Origin of the sequence: Bacillus cereus, assembly GCF_002577405.1 — a bacterium.
Classification (GTDB): domain Bacteria; phylum Bacillota; class Bacilli; order Bacillales; family Bacillaceae_G; genus Bacillus_A; species Bacillus_A cereus_AU.
In genome coordinates, this window is sequence record NZ_NULR01000006.1 from 378,328 (window position 1) to 397,480 (window position 19,153).

Consider the following 19,153-nt stretch of genomic DNA (forward strand, 5'->3'; position numbering starts at 1 on the left):
CCTTATTCCTCGATATTCACAACATGATTTCCATCAAAGAAGTATAAACATTTCTCTTTCACAGGATGTTGTAAGCTTTTCTCGAGTGCTTTTGCATATAGTGATAGCTGTACTTTGTATCGATCTTCTAAAATTGGTTTCGCTTGTTCGAATCCACCAGGGAACTTCCCTTCAATCGTATCTGTTTTAAAGTCGATTAACGTAATTCCGTCTTCCTCTTCGATCATACAGTCGATAACCCCTTGGACAAGTATTGATTCGTCTTTCTTCCCTTGCCAATCTTGATACGCTTCTTCTGCCGAAAGCATCATCGTAAATGGTACTTCACGCTCAACACTTTTTGCTGCTAATACCCTTTTACCTAAGTCACTGTCAAAGAATGAAATCACTTTTTCAATTGCTATTTCTTCCGCTTGATCGAATGTTAATAGTTCTTTATTTACCATTCTTGCAATTTGTTCTTGAAGAACTTCAATTGTAATTGGTTTCTTCAAATCTACATGTTGCATAACTGCATGGACTGCTGTTCCACGCTCTGCGTATGTTAATCCTTTTTTCTCCATAAAACGAGGACGTGTTCTAATTGGTGCACGCAGTTTTTTAATAAAGGCGTTATCGCTACCATCTTCTGATTGATAGTTTCTCTTTATTTCTGTAACAGATTGCTTCGCACGGTGGGATGTTGCATCCTCATATCCGTACTTCCACATTAATCTGTCGTACACTTCTTCTTTTCGTTCACTCTCTAACGGAACGGCCTTTTTCTCACGAAGTGCTTCTAACAACTCTTGTTTCTCTTCTTGAACTGGTTCTGGTGCAAGTAACGTGTTTCCATCAACAACTTCTACTTTCCAGCTAGTGTCATACCCATAAATTTCACCTGGAATATTTCCTTGTCCTAATTCAAGTAGCATTTCACTATCCCGATGTCTATATAGTGAAGGAGCAATCCAGTCTAAATAACACGATGCTCCGGCACGTATATGGTCTGGTAATAACCATTCACTATGCTCCCTCGCATCAAGCCATTTTTCCATTTCCTTATTTGCATCCTTAACTGTTCCGATTAAAATTAACTTCTCTTTCGCACGCGTTAACGCTACGTATAATACACGCATTTCTTCCGCAATTAATTCCATCTTCATTTTACGCTTAATCGCTAGTTGCGATAATGTCGTATATTTAATTCGTTTACGAGGATCGATAAATTGTGAACCGAAGCCGAAATCTTTATGCAGTAAGAAGCGTTTCATTAAATCTTGTGTATTAAAACGACGACCAAGTCCAGCTACAAATACGACCGGGAACTCAAGCCCTTTACTTTTATGAATCGTCATAATGCGAACGACGTCTTCTTGTTCACCAAGAGCTCTTGCCGTTCCCATATCATCACCGCGTTCTAAAATACGCTCAATAAAGCGTAAGAAGCGGAATAATCCTCTAAACGATGTTGCTTCATATTGCCTTGCGCGGTCATATAGTACGCGTAAGTTTGCCTGCCTTTGCTTTCCAGCCGGTAAACCACCAACAAAATCGTAATAACCTGTCTCACCGTACACTTTCCAAATTAAATCAGAAAGTGATTGTTGACGTGCAAATTCACGCCATCCTTGCAGTAAATTGTAAAACCACTCTAATTTGTCATGTAGTTCTTGCTCTTCTTCAAGCGGTGCTCCTTTTAAGAACGAGCTCATTACTTCATAAAACGACCCTTTCTTTCCGTGAGCACGAAGCGTTGCAAGTTCTTCATCATTCAGTCCAACGATCGGTGAACGGAGGACTGCTGCAAGAGGGATATCTTGCATCGGATTATCAATAACGCGGAATACGTTCATCATAATATTTACTTCTGTCGCTTCAAAGTAACCAGTCGCAAGGTCAGCGTATACTGGAATTCCTTGCAGCTTTAACTCTTCCATAATTTGCGGCGCCCACGGCATGGAGCGAAGTAAAATAACGAAATCACGGTATTGTACTGGGCGCATACTATCAGTTTTACGATCATACACTTCATAACCTGAATCAACCATCGCTTTAATACGCTGTGCCATAAGACGAGCTTCTAACTGTGCTTTTTCTACTTCTGCACCTTCTTCTCCGTCTTGCACTTCTTCTTCCGTTTGCTGAATACATAACAGTTCTGCCGCTACATCTTCACCTTCTGGATAGCTAGCACCTAGCTTTAATTCAGCGTCAGCATCGTAGTCAATCTCCCCAACTTCTTCGCCCATAATTTGTTTGAAGATAAAGTTCGTACCTGCTAACACTTCATGACGACTACGGAAGTTTTTCGCTAAGTCGATCTTCATTCCGCCGCCCAATCCTTCTTGCGTGAAGCGTTTATACTTTCCTAGGAACAAGCCTGGTTCTGCTAGTCGGAAACGATAAATCGACTGCTTCACGTCACCAACCATGAACAAGTTTCCTTCACTCTCAGAATCTTTCGTTACGAATTTAATAATCGATTCCTGTACGAAGTTCGTATCTTGATATTCATCGACTAGTACTTCAGCAAATTTATTACGGTATTGCAGCGCTACTGCTGACGGCTTCATTTCACCACTTTCACTTTGCTCACTTAAAATTTGTAAACAGAAATGCTCTAAATCTGTGAAATCGACCATTCCTTTATCGCGCTTCATCGCTTGGAAACGCTCTGTAAATACTTTTACGAGCTGAACGAGTTTTTCTAATACAGGATGCATATCTTGAAAATCTCGTAAGAAACTTTCTGGTCTGCGGCTAAATAGCTCTTCTTGTAATTTCTTCACTTCATCTTTCGCTTTATTACGAAGAGAGTCTACTTGTTTTACAATGTCTTCATTGTAATCACTTTTCTTAATACGCTTTAACGTTTGCCACGATACATTTTGCATCGCTTCATACACACATGTCCACGACTCATGAGCTGCTGCTGATAACGTTCCAAGTAAAGCTACATCCGCTTGCAGGGTTTCAACGCGAGGCGCTGGACCGTCAGGAAGCATTGCGAGTTCTGTCGCTTTCCGAATATGCTTTTCCGCTGTTTCAAGCTGGAATTTCACATCTTCTAATAAATACGAAGCGTATACTAAATCTTCAATTGTTTTTCCTTCCACATCGTATGCTTCTACTAATTTATCAAGCCATTTTTCCGGGTTCGGATGCGCTCTTGATTCCGTATGAAGCGCTAAAATCATACGTTGTAAGTCATCGTCACTACGGTCGCTCGTATAACGATCAACGAGTTCAAAGAAAATACTATTATCTTCGATTCCATACTCTTCTTCTAAAATGTCGTCTAGCACTTCTTCTTTTAGCAACTCATTTTCTGTTTGATTCGCAATACGGAAACGAGGATCGACATCAAGCATGTAGTAGTATCCTCTAATTACTTGTAAACAAAATGAATGGATCGTCGAAATAGAAGCTTTATTTAATAAGCTAAGCTGCTTTCTTATATGCTGTGAACCTGCCCCATCAATTAATACTTTTTCTAACGCTTCCCCAATTCTGTTTTTCATTTCTTGCGCCGCTGCATTCGTAAATGTTACAACGAGCAGGCGGTCGACATCGACTGGATTTTCTTCGTTAATAATCTTTTTAATAATACGTTCAACTAATACCGCCGTTTTACCTGATCCAGCTGCAGCCGCAACTAAAATATCTCGTCCGTTCGCTACAACGGCTTTCCACTGGTCATCTGTCCATTGACTACCTTCTGGTTTTTTAGGCCAATTTTCTATCATTCTCCGCCAACCTCCTCTCTTATTTTCTCCATCGCTTCGCTATCTTTCATATCTTTTAACGAGCGGAACTGATTATCTTCAAGTGACTCATCAAACTGACAAACTGATTTGAAGTTACAGAACGTACATGCCGCTTTATTCCCCATTTTATAAGGAGCAATATCGATAACACCTTCTGTAATGTCTTTCCCGATATTTTCAAACGTATGGTGTACGTATTTTTGAAGTACGTTAAACTCTTGCTCACTTGCAATGCTAGAACGCGCACTAAAGCTACCGTCTTTTTTCAGACCCGCAGAAATAATATCAGAGCTTCCTGTTGTGAGTTTGTTATCCATTAAACGAACAACGTCAGCATCGCCTAGCACGAGCCCTTTCATTTTAAATTTCTTTAAAATTTCTTTTTCAATTTCTGCTTCAGATGCGTCACCTTTCATCTCAACGATTGGGTTATGGATATGGAAGTACAGTACACCAGCCGGTGATGCTGTCCCGCCTTTTTTCATCCACGTCTGTGCATTTGAAGTAACAACATCTAAATACGTTAACATTTGAAGCGCTAAGCCGTAATACACTTCCGTTAAGTCTAACGCTTTTGAACTTGATTTATAATCAATAATACGCAGGAACGTACCACTCTCATCTTCCGCCTTATCAACACGGTCAATACGGCCGACAACTTCCATCTTCACACCATTTGGCAACGCAAATTCCATTGGCGGAAGCGATCCTGTACCGCCCATACCGAACGGCACTTCTAAATCAACTGGTACAAATCCACTCGATTTCGCATGTTCACGAAGAATGATTGACGTACGGAAAATGATTTGTTGTAGTTTTTGTTTTAAATAGAAATGACGGTTTGAACTTAATAAAATTTGCCTTTGTAATAACGGTGCGATTTCTTCTATTACTAAAACAGAAAGATGCTCACACTCTTTTATTGATAAATCCGCCCAAGTGCGGTTTTCACGTAATAACTTGTCCGCAATTTTCTTTAGTGCCGCATGGAATAACTCACCGATATCTGGCGCATCAAGTTTGAAAATATCACGCTCTCTAAGCGACAAACCGTGCTGTGCAAAATGAGCGTACGCACAACGGTTAAATAGTTCCATACGAGAGACGCTTCCCTTAATTGTATCTCCGTATAAATCTCTACTTACAGCTGTACTTAGTTTCTGCGCACGATTTCGGTAGAATAAACTTGATAGCACGCGGCTACTTTTTTGTTTCCATTCATCTGAAGTCACATAGAAATTATATACGTCCCACCAAAAGTCTAAATTCCCTTCAAATCCGTATCGCTTCCACGTTTGTAATTGCTGCATAACGTAAGATAACGTCACTTCTGGCGTTGCTACGTATGAGATTTGTTCTGAACGCGATAAGTCGTTTACATCATTCGTAATGAACGAGTCTTTTACATCAGGGAACATTCTTTTTATTTTCTTAATAAAGCTAGACGCTAGTAACGTCTTTCCTTCTTCATCTGCAAGCGGGCATGAAATATATAATTTCTCAGTCGCTCTCGTTACCATTTGGTACATAACGAACTGTTCTTCTAATAAAGTTTGTCTCGTCGTTGGTGCTAATTCAATTCCTGCCGCGCCAAGAACTTCTCTTTCCTCATCAGAAAGCATCCCTTCATCCATCGGTGCTGCTGGAATGACACCTTCATTTACGCCTATAATGAAGGTTGCTTTCACGTTTGATAACCTGGAGTGATCAATATTCGCAACTAATACTTGATCTAATGACGGCGGAATGTTAGCGAATTGAAGCGCCTCAAGACCTGTCGACATAACGTCCGTAAACATAGAAAGTGACATTTTTTCTTCACCAAGCATCTCTACAAATGTATCAAGAAGACTCATTACTTCTTCCCACACTTGTTCATGGTCTGTCGCAAATAAGAAATCTCCGCTTTCTTCTGCACGAATACGTAATTCTTCTAGTTTTTTCGGAACGTCAAGCTCCTCTAAAAATAAATATACTGCTTCGCACATTTGCATAACAGTTCCCGCACGCTTCAGTCTTTTTTGCATGCGAATAACAGGCGTTCTTACAACGTCACGTAGTCGATTTATTTTCTCTTCCATTTCACGTTCACTGTCTGTTATCATTCCGTTTGTATCGTCAAGTGAACGATAGCGGCGATACATCCATGGATCCTCAGAAGTCCACCTTTTCCCTTGTACACCGTACGCCAAACAGTAATTCTCAAACTCATCCATCTCTTCGCGCATCGCTTCTTTTCTTACGTCTAGCGGATATAAAAGCTCTGTTTTCACGCAGCGGAACACCGCGTCGTAGCGCCAGTTCCCGCTAATAATTTCTAATGCAGAACGAATACATTCTACTAACGGGTGATGTGACATCGGGCGTTTTTCATCGATGAAATGCGGGATATTATAATCCGTAAATAACGTTCGCATCACATCGTAATAACTTTCTCCATTACGAAGAAGGACTGCAATATCTCGGTAACGATACTGTTCATCCCCGACAAGTTTACGAATTTCACGAGCAACACCTTCTACTTCAGCTCGTAAATTCGCGGCTGTACTAATCGTTACACTTGCTTCACCGCTAAATTTCTCATTCGGACGCGCTTCATAATGAGCTTCTAAATGAGCTAATGCCGGAGAATGAAAACGCGGCTGTTCCATAAGTGGAATTGTTTTTTCAATTTCTATTTTCTCTTCACGCGCTACTTGTTTTATTTTTTCATACGTTAACGTCGTTTCATAAAATAGATCTAGTTCATTTACTGGCTGCGCTAACGTTTTTTCATCTATCGTTAACGCAATTGTGACTCTCGCTCCGCAAATCATAAGCTGCCTTAAAATTTCAAGCTCTTGCGGAGAAAATGAGTGAAATCCATCTATATAAATTTCAGCACCTTGTACATATTCAGACTGCGGAAGCTTTTCCACTAGTAATTGCAGGTAGTCTTCTGAATCTAAATATTTGCCGATTAAAGCACGTTCAAAATCATCATATAATAACTGTAAATCATACACTTTATTTGCTAGCAATTTTTGCTCTGCACTACTACTATGCGCATCTAATTGTTGCCACATTTCATATACGTTTGATGGCGTCACATTGTAACGTTTAAACTCTGCAATCATACTACCTAGATGTTCAAAGAAACCATTTTGCTCCGCTGCTTTTTGAAACACTGATAGTCCGTCTTTACGAGACTCTACAATTTTACGAAGTAACATGTGTACGCCCGCTTCATCAATATGAAGACGACTTGCTCCGCCAACTTCTTGCAACACCTTCCACGCTAATCTTGAAAAACTAAAAACTTGTGCCCGAATAGAACCTCTTACATCCTCACTCCCAATTAACGCCTGCTGCGTTTGGAATGTCATCTGTTCTGGCACAAGATATAATATTGTTTTCCCTCTCGGACGTTGTTTTAACTCTTCTTGCACTTCGCGTAAACAAAGTGTACTTTTTCCACTTCCCGCTCTACCAATCACAAATCGAAGTGACATGTAACCCCACCTTTCACTTACATAACGAACGTTAGTTTGCTACCATAATTGTATTATAGGACACGAAAAAAGACAAACTGAGTTGTTTGTCTTTTCTATACTTCTACTTCATTATATCAACCTTTTGAAAAATTCGTTTGCACCTCTCGAATCGGCCAATATCGTAAATCAACTTTACCGACAACTGTATCAGCTTTTACAAAGCCAAAGTGCCTACTATCCCAGCTGCCAAGGCGGTTATCACCTATTACAAAGATATATCCAGGGGGCACCGACTTTTCTTTCGTTAACTCTTCTAGTTTAAAATCACCTGTTAGTTGTCGTCCATTTATCTCTTTCTTATACGCCTCTAAATAAGGTTCATCTACGAATTGTCCATTTATATAAAGCTTATCATGCTTATATTCAATATGATCCCCAGGTAAACCGATAATCCGCTTTACATAGTCCTCTTTTTCATTCGCATGAAACACAACAACATCGAACCTGTTCAAGTCCCCTACTTGATAACTCACCTTATTTACAACAAGCATATTGCCATCTTGTAATGTAGGCATCATTGATTTCCCCTCTACAACATACGTTGAAAAGAAAAACGTTCGAAAAAATACAGCTAATAGTACACCAATTAAAATTGTTCGTATCCACTCTATGCCTTCTTTTTTCAAAGTTTTCTTCATCCGCTTCTCCCCTTATCCTTTAATAATGAAGCCTGCAATTATAAAGAAGACTATTTTTAATGTAGTTCTAACTTTACTTCGATTTTTTTACCGACATACCATAAAACAAAAATACCAATCGCTACAATTACTGATTTCACCGGATTATGAATAAATGACATTAAATCATGGCCGATATACGTTAAAATAAAAATCATCACAAGCTTGCCAAATGCTAATGCTAACCCAAACTGTTTTACGCTAATACGAGATAAACCAGCTACAACGTTTATAAGCGCAGACGGTGTGAATGGAAAACAAAATATGACAAAAATTGGTGCGAATCCCTTTCTTTCAATCCATCCCATTGCCTTTCGCACTCTCTCATGTTTATTTACAAAAGAAAAGAAACGACTTCGTCCAAAGCTGCGAATGATGAAAAATACGAGTAACGCACCTATTACTGATCCAAGCCACGAATAAATAAATCCATACCAAAAGCCAAATGCAACAGCATTCGCCAACACAAACACAATAAGTGGCAACGCTGGAATGAGCGCCTCTATCATCGGTAAACCAATACCAAGAAGTGGTCCGAACGCCTTATAACTTTCAACAATATGATCCATATTTTCTGGTGAAAAATACTCTTTGATTGACTGAAAATCCATTCTACACTTTACCCCTTTACTCTAATTACTACCTCTACTTTATCATTGCTTAAATAAAAGAGGAAATGGTAGATACGACATATGGAGACGTAATTATTAAATTTCCATATCTTTCATTAGAATCCCTTCATTATTTAGCTATGATAATCTATCAATATTCGACAGGACGTGAAGTTAATTTAGATAACGTGCCGGGATTATAGCTTAATGGTTATATTTTTATGAGAAAGAAGAAAATACAGAAAGTAATAATTAGTCTTTTTCATAAGAATACCCTTACTACATGTAAGGGTATTTCTATCTATATGGAAATGAGTAGCCTTTTCTATTGGCTAGTTCTTACAAGCAATTTTTTTAGCAAGCGTACACTGTCAATCACGATAAGTATTAATATATGTAAGAAAGATAATATTAATACTGTACTCGGAATAGGTAACATTCGAAATTTGTATAGAAATTTATCAATCATATATATATCTTCTTCATTCGTTATAGTTGTAGGAGTGAAGATAAGGTAATCTTTCCAATTATCTATCCAAGTTAAATTAACTGCGGAAAATTCCATCGTTCCTAACCACAAGTAAAGAAAAATTGGTATAAGAATCATATATTGCAGGCTATGTAATATCTTTCTTTGCTTCTTACATTCAATAATTTGAAAGACAATAAGTGTCAGCACATACACGATCGACAGAAAACATACTATGGTGATAAATGGTTGAATTGAAAAAGCAAATAGTAATTTATCAATTTCATTAATTTGACTATAATCTGTTGCATTTTGAGGTGTAAAAACAAAATATCGTTTATCAGCATCTATCATCAACTGACTACCAGTGAAACTAGTAAACACAAATGTAATAAAAAATATAGGCAAAACAAGAATATATTGCACAAAAAATAACATGGTCCTTTTCAACATACCATCTCCTTTTTATACAGCAGGGAAAAAATATGGTGTATGTGCACACCATATTAAGTATATAGAGGAATTACCATTATATTGTAATTCTATATTATCTTGAGCCCTTCGAGAACAAAAAGTTTGTACATTTCTCTCGTTTTATTTATGAATCTTACAGCGTAAACGGTATATATAATGAAATCAAAAAGGATGAGTCTCCCCACCCTTTTCCTCTCATACATCCTCTTCTCTAACAAAATACACTTTCTCATAAGCTGGTCTTAAAGTTGATTCCTCTTTTTTATCAATCTCTTTAAAGCAAGGATTTCCTTGTTTTTTCCTACGATCTTCATACTCTGTTCGTAATTTCGCTGTACGGTTTTGCTGATTTTCAAAACTAGTTTTTGATATTTCTAATTTCACAGCAAAGCCATTTATAAATCTAATAATAAGATTTCCATCTTTTAATTCTTTATTACTTTCAATATAAAAATGAGATAACCACGCGCACTCTTTTCTAGAGTACGAATAGGTAGGGAAAAAATAAAGTTGATCTGTCGGACTAATCGCAATCGGTGCTTTATGTGTAATATGAGTTAACTCTTTCGTTCCTTCTTTTCTACCTAAGAAGCTAGAACCATGTTTGCGGCAACTTCTTTCTATAATATCTAAAGGCTTTTGAAATACGAAAAAAGAATCATCCATTTCAACAACTCGCGTAACAGTTTTCTTTTCACTTAGAATAACAGGAAGTAAGGCCATCGTATTTTTATTTACAACATAATTTTCGACATAGCGTTCCACTTTACTTTCCATATTCCTCTATCTCCTTTATCTTTTTATTTATATTAGCAGCTGCATATATAATTTTAGCACTTACAAAAAGGAAATACTTTACCGATTCCGCTTTTTTACAATCTCTTATCATTTATCAAGTATTCTTCAAATTATAAAAGATTAATATACAAATAAACACATTAAAATCTATGTAAAAAACATTTATATTAGCTACAAATAATTATAATCACTTCCCCTTTTCACAGCATTACATCAATCAACTTTGCTATAATTAAAATACAAATCCAATATATGGAGGTTCCTTATGGAAGAAAAAGAGATTCAACCAACCATTCAAATGAAAGACAGCAGCATCGTGATCGTAAAAGTAAAAAACTCAGCTAGTATTATATTCGGTTTATTTTTCATTTTATTACTATTCGTCAAGCCTTTTCGTAATTCGAAATGTCCAGAATGTAAGAAACTTGAGAAGAAAAAAACAGGAAAAGAACAATAAAAGGCCTTCCTTTTGTGGAATGCCTTTCACTCTTCTTCATCCTCAAAAAAGCCGCATACTTTTTCTTCTTCGTATTCATATTTTCTTCCGAGGTTTTCTGTATCTCTTTCGATTTGTAATAAGATTATATATCGTTCCTCATCCAAAACATGAGAATGCGATTTCTTCAAATCGATTAACGTCACTTTATCATATTCATACGTTTTCGCGTACGCTTTTATCTCTTCAATCGTATGTTTCAAGTTCTCTTCGTTACCTCGATACACGTCAAGTATAACTTCATTTGTATGTTTTTCAATCATACATATTCTCTTCCTTTCTTCCCTAATCCCCCTGTCCTTATCACTAATAGAATAACAATGCTCGTATATCTAGACAACAAAAAAAGGATGGCAGTAGCCATCCTTTTTTCCATCATCAACTATAAATTATAGTTTGATTACGTTTTTAGCTTGAGGTCCACGGTTACCGTCTTCGATTTCGAAGCTAACTTTTTGACCTTCTTCTAGAGATTTGAAACCTTCAGTTTCGATTGCAGAGAAATGTACGAATACATCGTTTTCGCCTGGAACTTCGATGAAACCGAAGCCTTTTTCGTTGTTAAACCATTTTACTTGTCCTGTTACTGCCATGATTATTTCCTCCTAAGAAAATACAATTTATTTTAGTCTTCCTGTATAAACAAAGAATCCACACATTATCAAATACGAAACATAAACTAGTTCTCACATACTTTTTCTCGTTCGTTTTCAGCACTTGATAATATATGGATTGCTTAATTTAACTATTCAACTGACATCATCATAGCATATTTAAAATGAAATGTACAATCTTTTTTGAAAATAACTGACAAATTAAGTCGAGTATACGATCGCAAATATATTATATTAACATATAAAAATTTCAACACTACATGAACAAACACATCCCTTGAATACGATTACATTTATTTTTGGTAAATATTAAAATATAATCTCACATTGATTTCGATGTTGCTGCTCTTGGCCCAAGACTATGGGATATCGCTTATACGCTTTACACTTGTGTGCCTTTAAGTAGAGTATATTATACAGAATCAGGTAAGGCAGTTCATTATGACTCGTCGCAACATGCTGGCCGTATGAAAGAAAGAGTGAAATTGTTTGCTCAGTCCTACGGTAAAAGTATGGACGAGGATTACTTAGGGATGGTATTACCGCGCTTAGAAGGGTTATGTATATATATGAAGTGAAAAGTCAAAGAAGGCGATGTAAATTTCCAAAGAATGATAGATGAAGGCCATTTGGATCATTACGAAAAAGATATAAAGTTTATTCGTGAACATGGGAAAGAGTGGATTTAATATTATTGCTGTTTTTTTCGGTAAATCGATATATCTTTTCGAATCGTTGATATAAATTCATTTACTACCTGCACTATCAAAAAAAACACAAAAAGGTGATCACGATTAAGTGATCACCTTCCTTTTACTTCGTAAACTGTTCTTCTTCCGTAGATCCTTTTAAAGCTGTCGTTGATGAAGTACCGCCTGTAATGACTTGTGCTACTTCATCAAAGTAACCTGTTCCTACTTCGCGTTGATGACGTGTTGCAGAGTAACCATGTTTTTCAGCTGCGAATTCAGCTTGTTGTAGTTCAGAGTATGCAGCCATGCCGCGCTCTTTATAGTCGCGTGCTAATTCAAACATACCGTAGTTTAATGAGTGGAATCCAGCAAGTGTTACGAACTGGAATTTGTAACCGTAAGATGCGATTTCCTTTTGGAACGTCGCAATCGTTTTTTCATCTAGTTTTTGTTTCCAGTTAAATGAAGGTGAACAGTTGTAAGCTAACAATTTCCCTGGATATTTTTTATGAATTGCATCAGCAAATCGTTTTGCATCTTCTAAGCTTGGTTCAGATGTTTCACACCAAACTAGGTCTGCATACGGTGCATACGCTAAACCGCGCGCAATTGCTTGATCAAGACCTGCTTTCGTACGATAAAATCCTTCTGGTGTTCTTTCTCCTGTAATAAACGCTTTATCAACAGGGTCAATATCGCTCGTAATTAAATCTGCTGCATCCGCATCTGTTCTTGCGACAATAATTGTCGGTACTCCCATTACGTCCGCAGCAAGACGTGCAGAAATTAAATTACGTACCGCTGTTTGCGTTGGTAGTAATACTTTTCCGCCCAGATGACCACATTTTTTCTCTGAAGATAATTGATCTTCAAAGTGTACACCTGATGCCCCCGCTTCAATCATGCCTTTCATAAGTTCGAATACGTTTAATTGTCCGCCAAACCCCGCTTCTGCATCTGCTACAATCGGTACAAAATAATCTGTATCACCGTTTCCTTCCATATGCTGAATTTGGTCAGCACGTTGAAGTGTTTGGTTAATTCGTTTTACTACAGCTGGTACGCTGTTCGCTGGATATAAACTTTGATCTGGATACATATGTCCAGAAAGATTTGCATCAGCTGCTACTTGCCAACCGCTTAAATAAATTGCTTTTAATCCAGCTTTTACTTGCTGCATCGCTTGGTTTCCTGTTAATGCGCCAAGTGCGTTTATATAATCTTCCGTATGAAGCGACTTCCAAAGCTTCTCTGCACCGCGGCGTGCTAATGTATGTTCAATATCAATCGATCCGCGTAGGCGAATTACATCTTCTGCTGAATATGGACGTGTGATCCCTTTCCAGCGCTTATCTAATTCCCAGCTCTCTTGTAACTTCTCGATTCTTTCGTTTTTCATATGTTCCATCCCCTTTTCACTTTATAAAATTTCATAACCCGGTAATGTTAAAAACGGTACAAAATCATTATTCCGAACGAGATTTGTAAACAACGTTGTCGCTTCTTGGAATCTCCCTTTCTGAAACACTTCCTTACCAATCTCTCTTTCTATTTTTGCTAATTCTTCTTCTTTTAATTCTTCCATTAATTCAAATGTAATATTGCGGCCATCCTTTAACTTTCCGCCTTCATGACGAATCCATTGCCATACTTGTGCCCTTGAGATTTCCGCTGTTGCCGCATCTTCCATTAAGTTATAAATTGGTGCTGCTCCCCGTCCGCTTAACCAAGATGCAATATATTGAATACCTACGCTAATATTAGTGCGAAGACCCTCTTCTGTAATCGTTCCCACTGGTACTTTTAGTAAATCTTTTTCTGTTACACGTATTTCTTCACGTTTTCTAAAAATTTGATTCGGTGTTTTCATAATGTAATTAAATACTTCCATTGCGACCGGTACAAGTCCCGGGTGGGCAACCCAAGTCCCATCATGACCGTCTAAAGCTTCGCGCTCCTTATCAGCACGCACTTTTTCAAAAGCAGCTTCATTTGCTTCCGGATTATTTTTAATCGGAATTTGCGCTGCCATCCCTCCAATTGCTGGTGCATTACGGCGATGACACGTTTGAATTACTTTCAAAGAATACGCGCGCATAAACGGCGCCGTCATCGTGACTTGCGCTCTATCTGGTAGTAAAAATTCGTTATGATTACGGAAGCTCTTTAAGAAACTGAAAATATAATCCCATCTTCCGCAGTTTAAACCCGCAGAATGCTCTCTTAATTCATACAAAATTTCATCCATTTCAAATGAAGCGTGAATCGTTTCTATTAACACAGTCGCTTTAATCGTTCCGTTCGGAATACCGATATACTTTTGAGCGAATGCGAAAACGTCATTCCATAATCTTGCTTCTAAATAACTTTCCATTTTCGGTAAGTAAAAGTACGGGCCACTTCCTTTTGCTAAAAGAGCTTTCGCATTATGGAAAAAATACAAGCCGAAATCTACTAAACTGCCAGATATGTTCTTCCCGTCAACTTGCATGTGTTTTTCTTCTAAATGCCATCCTCTTGGACGTACAATAAGTACTGCTGTTTTATCATTTAATCTATATTCTTTTCCTTTATCATTTTTATATGAGATCGTTCCCATTACTGCATCTCGTAAGTTCATTTGGCCTTCAATCGCATTTTCCCAAGTTGGTGCATTCGAATCTTCAAAATCCGCCATAAAAAGATGCGCTCCTGAATTTAAAGCGTTAATGACCATTTTTCTATCTACCGGTCCAGTAATCTCTACGCGGCGATCCTCTAAATCTTTTGGCAACTTGGCGATTGTCCAATCACCTTCACGAATGTGCTTTGTTTCTTCTAAAAACTTCGGAAACTTTCCTGCATCAATTCGTTTTTGTTTCTCCACACGTTTTTGTAAAAGTTCTATGCGGCGCTCATTAAAATTTTCATGCAGTTCCTTTAAAAAACTAAGCGCCTCAGGTGTCAATATTTCGTTGTACGCTGGTAACATTTCTCCTACGAGTGTAACCCGTGAAGTTTGCGTCGACATATTAGCATCCCCTTCTCAAACTGTTTTATAACAGATTTAATTTTATGTTTTATATTATATAACAAATCTTCAGAAAAGGAAGTTTTTTTTGAAAATTTAATGGATTTTTTTATGAAACTGTATTTATACGTTATTATTTCAAGCAAAAAAAGGGCCGGTGTTGTATAACACCGGCCCTTTTTCATAAATTATTGTTGCTGATCATTTAAAATTGCTTTGTATAGGAACTGTGCATATTGTTCACGTGTTACTTTCATACCTGGCGCAAAGTTACCTGAACCGTCACCTGCTGAAATACCATTTGAGCCTACTGCATTAATTGCCTTAGCTGCCCAATGTCCTGCTGGTACATCTTTAAATCCTGGTGTACCTTTTACTTGTAATTCAAATGTTTCCGTTAAAATTTGTGCCATTTCTGCACGTGTTAACGTATCTTTTGGTCTGAAGTTTCCACTATCATCACCTTTAAAGATTTCTAATTCTGTTAATGCTAAAATTTCAATTGGGAACATTGTTGAGTTATCATCAACGATATCGTTATATGTACTTACAAACTCATGATCTTCATCAAAGTATTGGTCCCCATCAATCGTACGGTAAATTAACGCCGCTACTTGCTCACGTGTTACATTATCACCAAAACCGAATCTTCCATCTCCGTAACCAGCAATAATTTCCCAGTTTTTTAGGTTTTGAATTGCTTCATAAGACCAATGTCCTGCTGGTACATCTGTAAATGTGCCAGGTACAGCTTGTTGTTGTTTCACAGCTACTTCAGCATTTGCTGTAGTACCTTGTACGCTTAATCCAATTCCACCCATAATTGTTAAAGCTGTTGCTACTTTTAAAATCTTTTTCTTCACTTTGTTCTCTCCCTAAAAACATATTTTTTTCTAATATAAAGAATTCATGAAAAAGTAACAATACACTTATCCATATAATGTTTGTCTAATTTGTGAACTGTATTTCATATACTTTTCTTTATACCTAGTTAACAATAAAGTTACTAAAACATACTTTTTCATCCTAAAAAGTAACCAAAAATAACCTATTTTTTCCCATTTAATAATATCCACAAAACTATGAACATAGAATAAATATACAAATAAACAATTTAAAATAAGAAAAAAGCGCGTAATTCCCGCGCTTTTTTTAAAGAAATATGATATATTAATATAATTTCAATTCCCTTGTACTATATTATTTTTCAACTTCTGTTTAATGTTATTCATCTTTCAAATGAAAATTAATAACAGCTTTATTTAAAAACGTCGCATATTGCTCACGTGTTACAATTTTATTCGGTTCAAATTTTCCATTTCCTGTTCCTACTATGACATTATTAGATTGCAGTGCACTAATCGCATTTTTTGCCCAATGATTATTTGGTACATCTTTAAATGTATGGTTCTTCTTCACCTCAAATGTAAATGCCTTCGTAAGAATTTGTGCCATTTCTGCACGTGTTACTGGTGCCGTTGGTCTAAACTTCCCTTTCTCATCACCTTTAAAAATACCATGCTCTGTTAATACTAAAATTTCTACCGGAAACATTGTTGATCTCTCAGAAATATCTTTGTATGGATTTTTTAAAGGGCCTTCCTGTTTCATATTCAATGTACGATAAAGTACTGCTGCTACTTGTTCTCGCGTTACATTATCACCTACACCAAACTTCCCGTTTCCATAACCTAACATTATTTTATTGTATACTACATCCATTATATCGTCGTATGCCCAATAGTTTACTGGAACATCATCAAACACAATCATTTCTGGATATTCTTCTGCTTTTACGTTTGGAACATTCGTACTTACAAACAAGCCGCCCATAATAGTCACCGTTGCCATTATACGTAACATGTTCTTCTTCATTGCCCTCTCCCCTTTATCTCCATTTGAAAAAATGGAAAATAATAGACTGAAATCATTTCCAATATTACATATGTTGCCTTCGCACCCTTTATGCAATATATTACATTTTAAAAATCTATTATTGGGAAAATCACTACTAAAGGAGAGCCAATTCGCTCTCAATTTCAATTTTTATACCGAATTGTACACAAATCAATCTTCTTTCCTATATTCATGTAAAGGTGTTTCTATAATATAAATATTCTACTTTTTTCAAACGAAATCCTTCACATTTTAAAAGTTCATTTTCTAGACAAAAAGCGCAATTATATCGACTTAACTACAACATACGACAATAATAACCTACCTATTAATAAAAGCTCATAATTAGCGGAAGATATCTCCTCTACAGATTATGAGCTTTCTCTCTATCTATTCCATTTTCCCTGGAGAATTATCAATTGATAGTTGTAAAAATTTCGCGAATTGCCCGCGTGTAACGAGCATTTCAGGCTCGAACTTACCATCCCCGGTTCCTACCACTACATTATTAGACTGCAATGCGCTAATTGCATCTCTTGCCCAATAGTTTTCTGGTATATCTGTAAATGTGTGTGGACGCTTTGTTTTCAACTCATATGCTTTCGTTAAAATTTGTGCTAGTTCTGCACGAGTCAGTGTTTCTTTCGGACGGAAATTTCCATTTTCGTCTCCTTTAAAAATACCAAGCTTTGTTAAGTGTAAAATTTCGTAAGGGAACATTGTTGATTTCACACTAATATCCCCATATGGATTCTCATTAATTACACTTCCTTTTACATGAAGTGCGCGATGTAATACTGCCGCTGCTTGTTCACGTGTTATATTATCCTCTACCCCAAACTTACCATTTCCATATCCATACATAATTCGATGATATACTAAATTCGCAATCTCATTACACGCCCAATGATCTGTTGTTACATCATCAAACTCTATCATAATATCAGGGCCAGATTTTTGGATCACATCTGTATTTGCAGACACACCATTTGCACTTACAAATATTCCTCCCATTAAAGTTAACGATGTCGCTATCTTTACTAGTTTTTTCATCTCTCTCATCCGCCTCTTCCTTTATTTTCCTACACTTTATATTGTACAAAAAATAAGAAAATTCTCAATAGAGAAAAGGGGAATTATTTACACCTCAAAATACGTACTTTCTTTTACCACTATTTTTTCATCCTTCGTTTTTCGAAAAGTAAAGGCCATTCCTACAAATATAAGGATAATCCCTACAATTTGCATACTGGTCGGTCTAAATCCAGTAAAGACTGTATCTAATAGTATTGCAACCGCAGGATCTAAAAATACGAGTACAGAAATCAGTCTCGTCGATAAATCTCTTAAACTGTCAAAAAATAAATAATATACAAACCCAGTATGTATAAGTCCTGTCGCTGTAATCATCATCCAGTTCATCTCTGTTAACCCTTGAAATTTCCCGAAGTCTACGAATGGTAGCAATAAAAAAATGCCTAAAAATGTTTGTAAAAATGTCATTGCATATGCGCTCGTATGCTTGATTCCTTTCCCTAGTAAAGTAGTAAAAGCATAAAATAATGCTGCAAGTAGTGCCCATACCATTCCAGATGACATGAGTTTCTCAAGCGACACACTTCCATCTACTCCTGCTACTAAAACTGTACCGATGAAACAAATGACAATCGACATAACCGCAAATGCTGTTAACTTCTCTTTAAATACGATACTCCCAATCATTAATACGATAATTGGAGCGAGGTGGTAGACAGAAATCGCAATTGTAATTGACATAACTTCAAACGCTTTAAATAAAAATACCCAGTTAAAAACGAGAAATACACCGCACGCTAATATTTGCACGATCTCTTTTTTATTCCATTTTTCGTTTTTATATTGTCCTGTTACGAACCAACATAACGTTAAAAATAAAGTCGCACAAATACAACGAACGAATACTAATTCAAACGATGGTAAACCCGTTTGGACAGAAAAAAATCCAATCGATCCGAAAATAGACATCGAAAGAATCATTTTAATAGCCGGCATTGATTTTGAATGAAACAAAATATTAACCTCCTAAACATTTCACTGAATATTCTATAAATTATACACTATAATTTCCCAAAACTCGAATACTCCACAATAAAAA

15 protein-coding genes and 1 pseudogene are annotated in these 19,153 nt (G+C 36.8%); 2 read left to right on the top strand and 14 right to left on the bottom strand.

Annotated features, from left to right (window positions below):
• Positions 1 to 2: 2 nt before the first annotated feature.
• The 6 genes from addA to COC96_RS10440 all read right to left on the bottom strand — a co-directional run bounded on the left by addA (position 3) and on the right by COC96_RS10440 (position 10,290).
• The gene (addA, locus tag COC96_RS10410) at positions 3 to 3,728 is read right to left on the bottom strand and encodes a helicase-exonuclease AddAB subunit AddA (protein WP_098768737.1); all 3,726 of its coding nucleotides are present in this window, start codon (positions 3,726 to 3,728) and stop codon (positions 3 to 5) included.
• Positions 3,725 to 7,240 (bottom strand): helicase-exonuclease AddAB subunit AddB, encoded by a 3,516-nt coding sequence (gene addB / locus COC96_RS10415; protein ID WP_098269004.1) that lies wholly within the window; start codon positions 7,238 to 7,240, stop codon positions 3,725 to 3,727. The genes addA and addB overlap by 4 nt, the downstream gene beginning before the upstream one ends.
• A 116-nt stretch (positions 7,241 to 7,356) precedes the next feature.
• Positions 7,357 to 7,920 (bottom strand): signal peptidase I, encoded by a 564-nt coding sequence (gene lepB / locus COC96_RS10420; RefSeq protein ID WP_098269003.1) that lies wholly within the window; start codon positions 7,918 to 7,920, stop codon positions 7,357 to 7,359.
• Between the two features lie 56 nt (positions 7,921 to 7,976).
• Entirely contained in the window at positions 7,977 to 8,570 is a 594-nt protein-coding gene (locus tag COC96_RS10425; RefSeq protein ID WP_097903932.1) for a TVP38/TMEM64 family protein, read from the bottom strand.
• A gap of 325 nt (positions 8,571 to 8,895) precedes the next feature.
• Positions 8,896 to 9,492 (bottom strand): DUF4306 domain-containing protein, encoded by a 597-nt coding sequence (locus COC96_RS10435; RefSeq protein WP_098269002.1) that lies wholly within the window; start codon positions 9,490 to 9,492, stop codon positions 8,896 to 8,898.
• A gap of 216 nt (positions 9,493 to 9,708) precedes the next feature.
• Complete coding sequence (locus tag COC96_RS10440) at positions 9,709 to 10,290, bottom strand: competence protein ComK (RefSeq protein WP_098269001.1); 582 nt, start codon at positions 10,288 to 10,290, stop codon at positions 9,709 to 9,711.
• 286 nt (positions 10,291 to 10,576) lie between these two features.
• Between COC96_RS10440 and COC96_RS10445 the strand changes: the two genes are divergently transcribed.
• Positions 10,577 to 10,768, top strand: a complete 192-nt coding sequence (locus tag COC96_RS10445; RefSeq protein ID WP_098768738.1) for a hypothetical protein — start codon at positions 10,577 to 10,579, stop codon at positions 10,766 to 10,768.
• 26 nt (positions 10,769 to 10,794) lie between these two features.
• Here the strand turns inward: COC96_RS10445 and COC96_RS10450 are convergent, their stop codons facing one another.
• Positions 10,795 to 11,070: a hypothetical protein gene (locus tag COC96_RS10450; RefSeq protein WP_098269000.1), complete on the bottom strand. Its 276-nt coding sequence runs from the start codon at positions 11,068 to 11,070 to the stop codon at positions 10,795 to 10,797.
• Positions 11,071 to 11,196: 126 nt separating this feature from the next.
• Positions 11,197 to 11,400 carry an RNA chaperone/antiterminator CspA gene (gene cspA / locus COC96_RS10455; protein ID WP_000301521.1) on the bottom strand — a complete coding sequence of 68 codons (204 nt, stop codon included), beginning with the start codon at positions 11,398 to 11,400 and terminating at the stop codon, positions 11,197 to 11,199.
• A 347-nt stretch (positions 11,401 to 11,747) separates the two neighbouring features.
• On the opposite strand from cspA, the pseudogene COC96_RS10460 reads away from it, so the two are divergent.
• Positions 11,748 to 12,110: pseudogene (locus tag COC96_RS10460) on the top strand (aminoglycoside phosphotransferase); the annotation flags it as partial.
• 124 nt (positions 12,111 to 12,234) lie between these two features.
• Here the strand turns inward: COC96_RS10460 and aceA are convergent.
• The 6 genes from aceA to COC96_RS10490 form a co-directional block, all read right to left on the bottom strand.
• The gene (aceA, locus tag COC96_RS10465; RefSeq protein ID WP_098268999.1) at positions 12,235 to 13,512 is read right to left on the bottom strand and encodes an isocitrate lyase; all 1,278 of its coding nucleotides are present in this window, start codon (positions 13,510 to 13,512) and stop codon (positions 12,235 to 12,237) included.
• A gap of 21 nt (positions 13,513 to 13,533) precedes the next feature.
• Complete coding sequence (gene aceB, locus COC96_RS10470) at positions 13,534 to 15,123, bottom strand: malate synthase A (protein ID WP_098768739.1); 1,590 nt, start codon at positions 15,121 to 15,123, stop codon at positions 13,534 to 13,536.
• Positions 15,124 to 15,311: 188 nt separating this feature from the next.
• Entirely contained in the window at positions 15,312 to 15,986 is a 675-nt protein-coding gene (locus COC96_RS10475; RefSeq protein ID WP_098268997.1) for an S-layer homology domain-containing protein, read from the bottom strand.
• 361 nt (positions 15,987 to 16,347) lie between these two features.
• The gene (locus COC96_RS10480; RefSeq protein ID WP_098268996.1) at positions 16,348 to 16,998 is read right to left on the bottom strand and encodes an S-layer homology domain-containing protein; all 651 of its coding nucleotides are present in this window, start codon (positions 16,996 to 16,998) and stop codon (positions 16,348 to 16,350) included.
• A gap of 411 nt (positions 16,999 to 17,409) precedes the next feature.
• Entirely contained in the window at positions 17,410 to 18,081 is a 672-nt protein-coding gene (locus COC96_RS10485) for an S-layer homology domain-containing protein (RefSeq protein WP_098268995.1), read from the bottom strand.
• A gap of 78 nt (positions 18,082 to 18,159) precedes the next feature.
• Positions 18,160 to 19,068: a DMT family transporter gene (locus tag COC96_RS10490; protein ID WP_098268994.1), complete on the bottom strand. Its 909-nt coding sequence runs from the start codon at positions 19,066 to 19,068 to the stop codon at positions 18,160 to 18,162.
• Positions 19,069 to 19,153 lie beyond the last annotated feature (85 nt).

Coding starts and splice junctions, on each gene's coding strand:
- addA (WP_098768737.1), bottom strand. CDS start 3,728: ATGATAGAAAATTGGCCTAAAAAACCAGAAGGTAGTCAATGGACAGAT.
- addB (WP_098269004.1), bottom strand. CDS start 7,240: ATGTCACTTCGATTTGTGATTGGTAGAGCGGGAAGTGGAAAAAGTACA.
- lepB (WP_098269003.1), bottom strand. CDS start 7,920: ATGAAGAAAACTTTGAAAAAAGAAGGCATAGAGTGGATACGAACAATT.
- COC96_RS10425 (WP_097903932.1), bottom strand. CDS start 8,570: ATGGATTTTCAGTCAATCAAAGAGTATTTTTCACCAGAAAATATGGAT.
- COC96_RS10435 (WP_098269002.1), bottom strand. CDS start 9,492: ATGTTGAAAAGGACCATGTTATTTTTTGTGCAATATATTCTTGTTTTG.
- COC96_RS10440 (WP_098269001.1), bottom strand. CDS start 10,290: ATGGAAAGTAAAGTGGAACGCTATGTCGAAAATTATGTTGTAAATAAA.
- COC96_RS10445 (WP_098768738.1), top strand. CDS start 10,577: ATGGAAGAAAAAGAGATTCAACCAACCATTCAAATGAAAGACAGCAGC.
- COC96_RS10450 (WP_098269000.1), bottom strand. CDS start 11,070: ATGATTGAAAAACATACAAATGAAGTTATACTTGACGTGTATCGAGGT.
- cspA (WP_000301521.1), bottom strand. CDS start 11,400: ATGGCAGTAACAGGACAAGTAAAATGGTTTAACAACGAAAAAGGCTTC.
- aceA (WP_098268999.1), bottom strand. CDS start 13,512: ATGAAAAACGAAAGAATCGAGAAGTTACAAGAGAGCTGGGAATTAGAT.
- aceB (WP_098768739.1), bottom strand. CDS start 15,123: ATGTCGACGCAAACTTCACGGGTTACACTCGTAGGAGAAATGTTACCA.
- COC96_RS10480 (WP_098268996.1), bottom strand. CDS start 16,998: ATGAAGAAGAACATGTTACGTATAATGGCAACGGTGACTATTATGGGC.
- COC96_RS10485 (WP_098268995.1), bottom strand. CDS start 18,081: ATGAGAGAGATGAAAAAACTAGTAAAGATAGCGACATCGTTAACTTTA.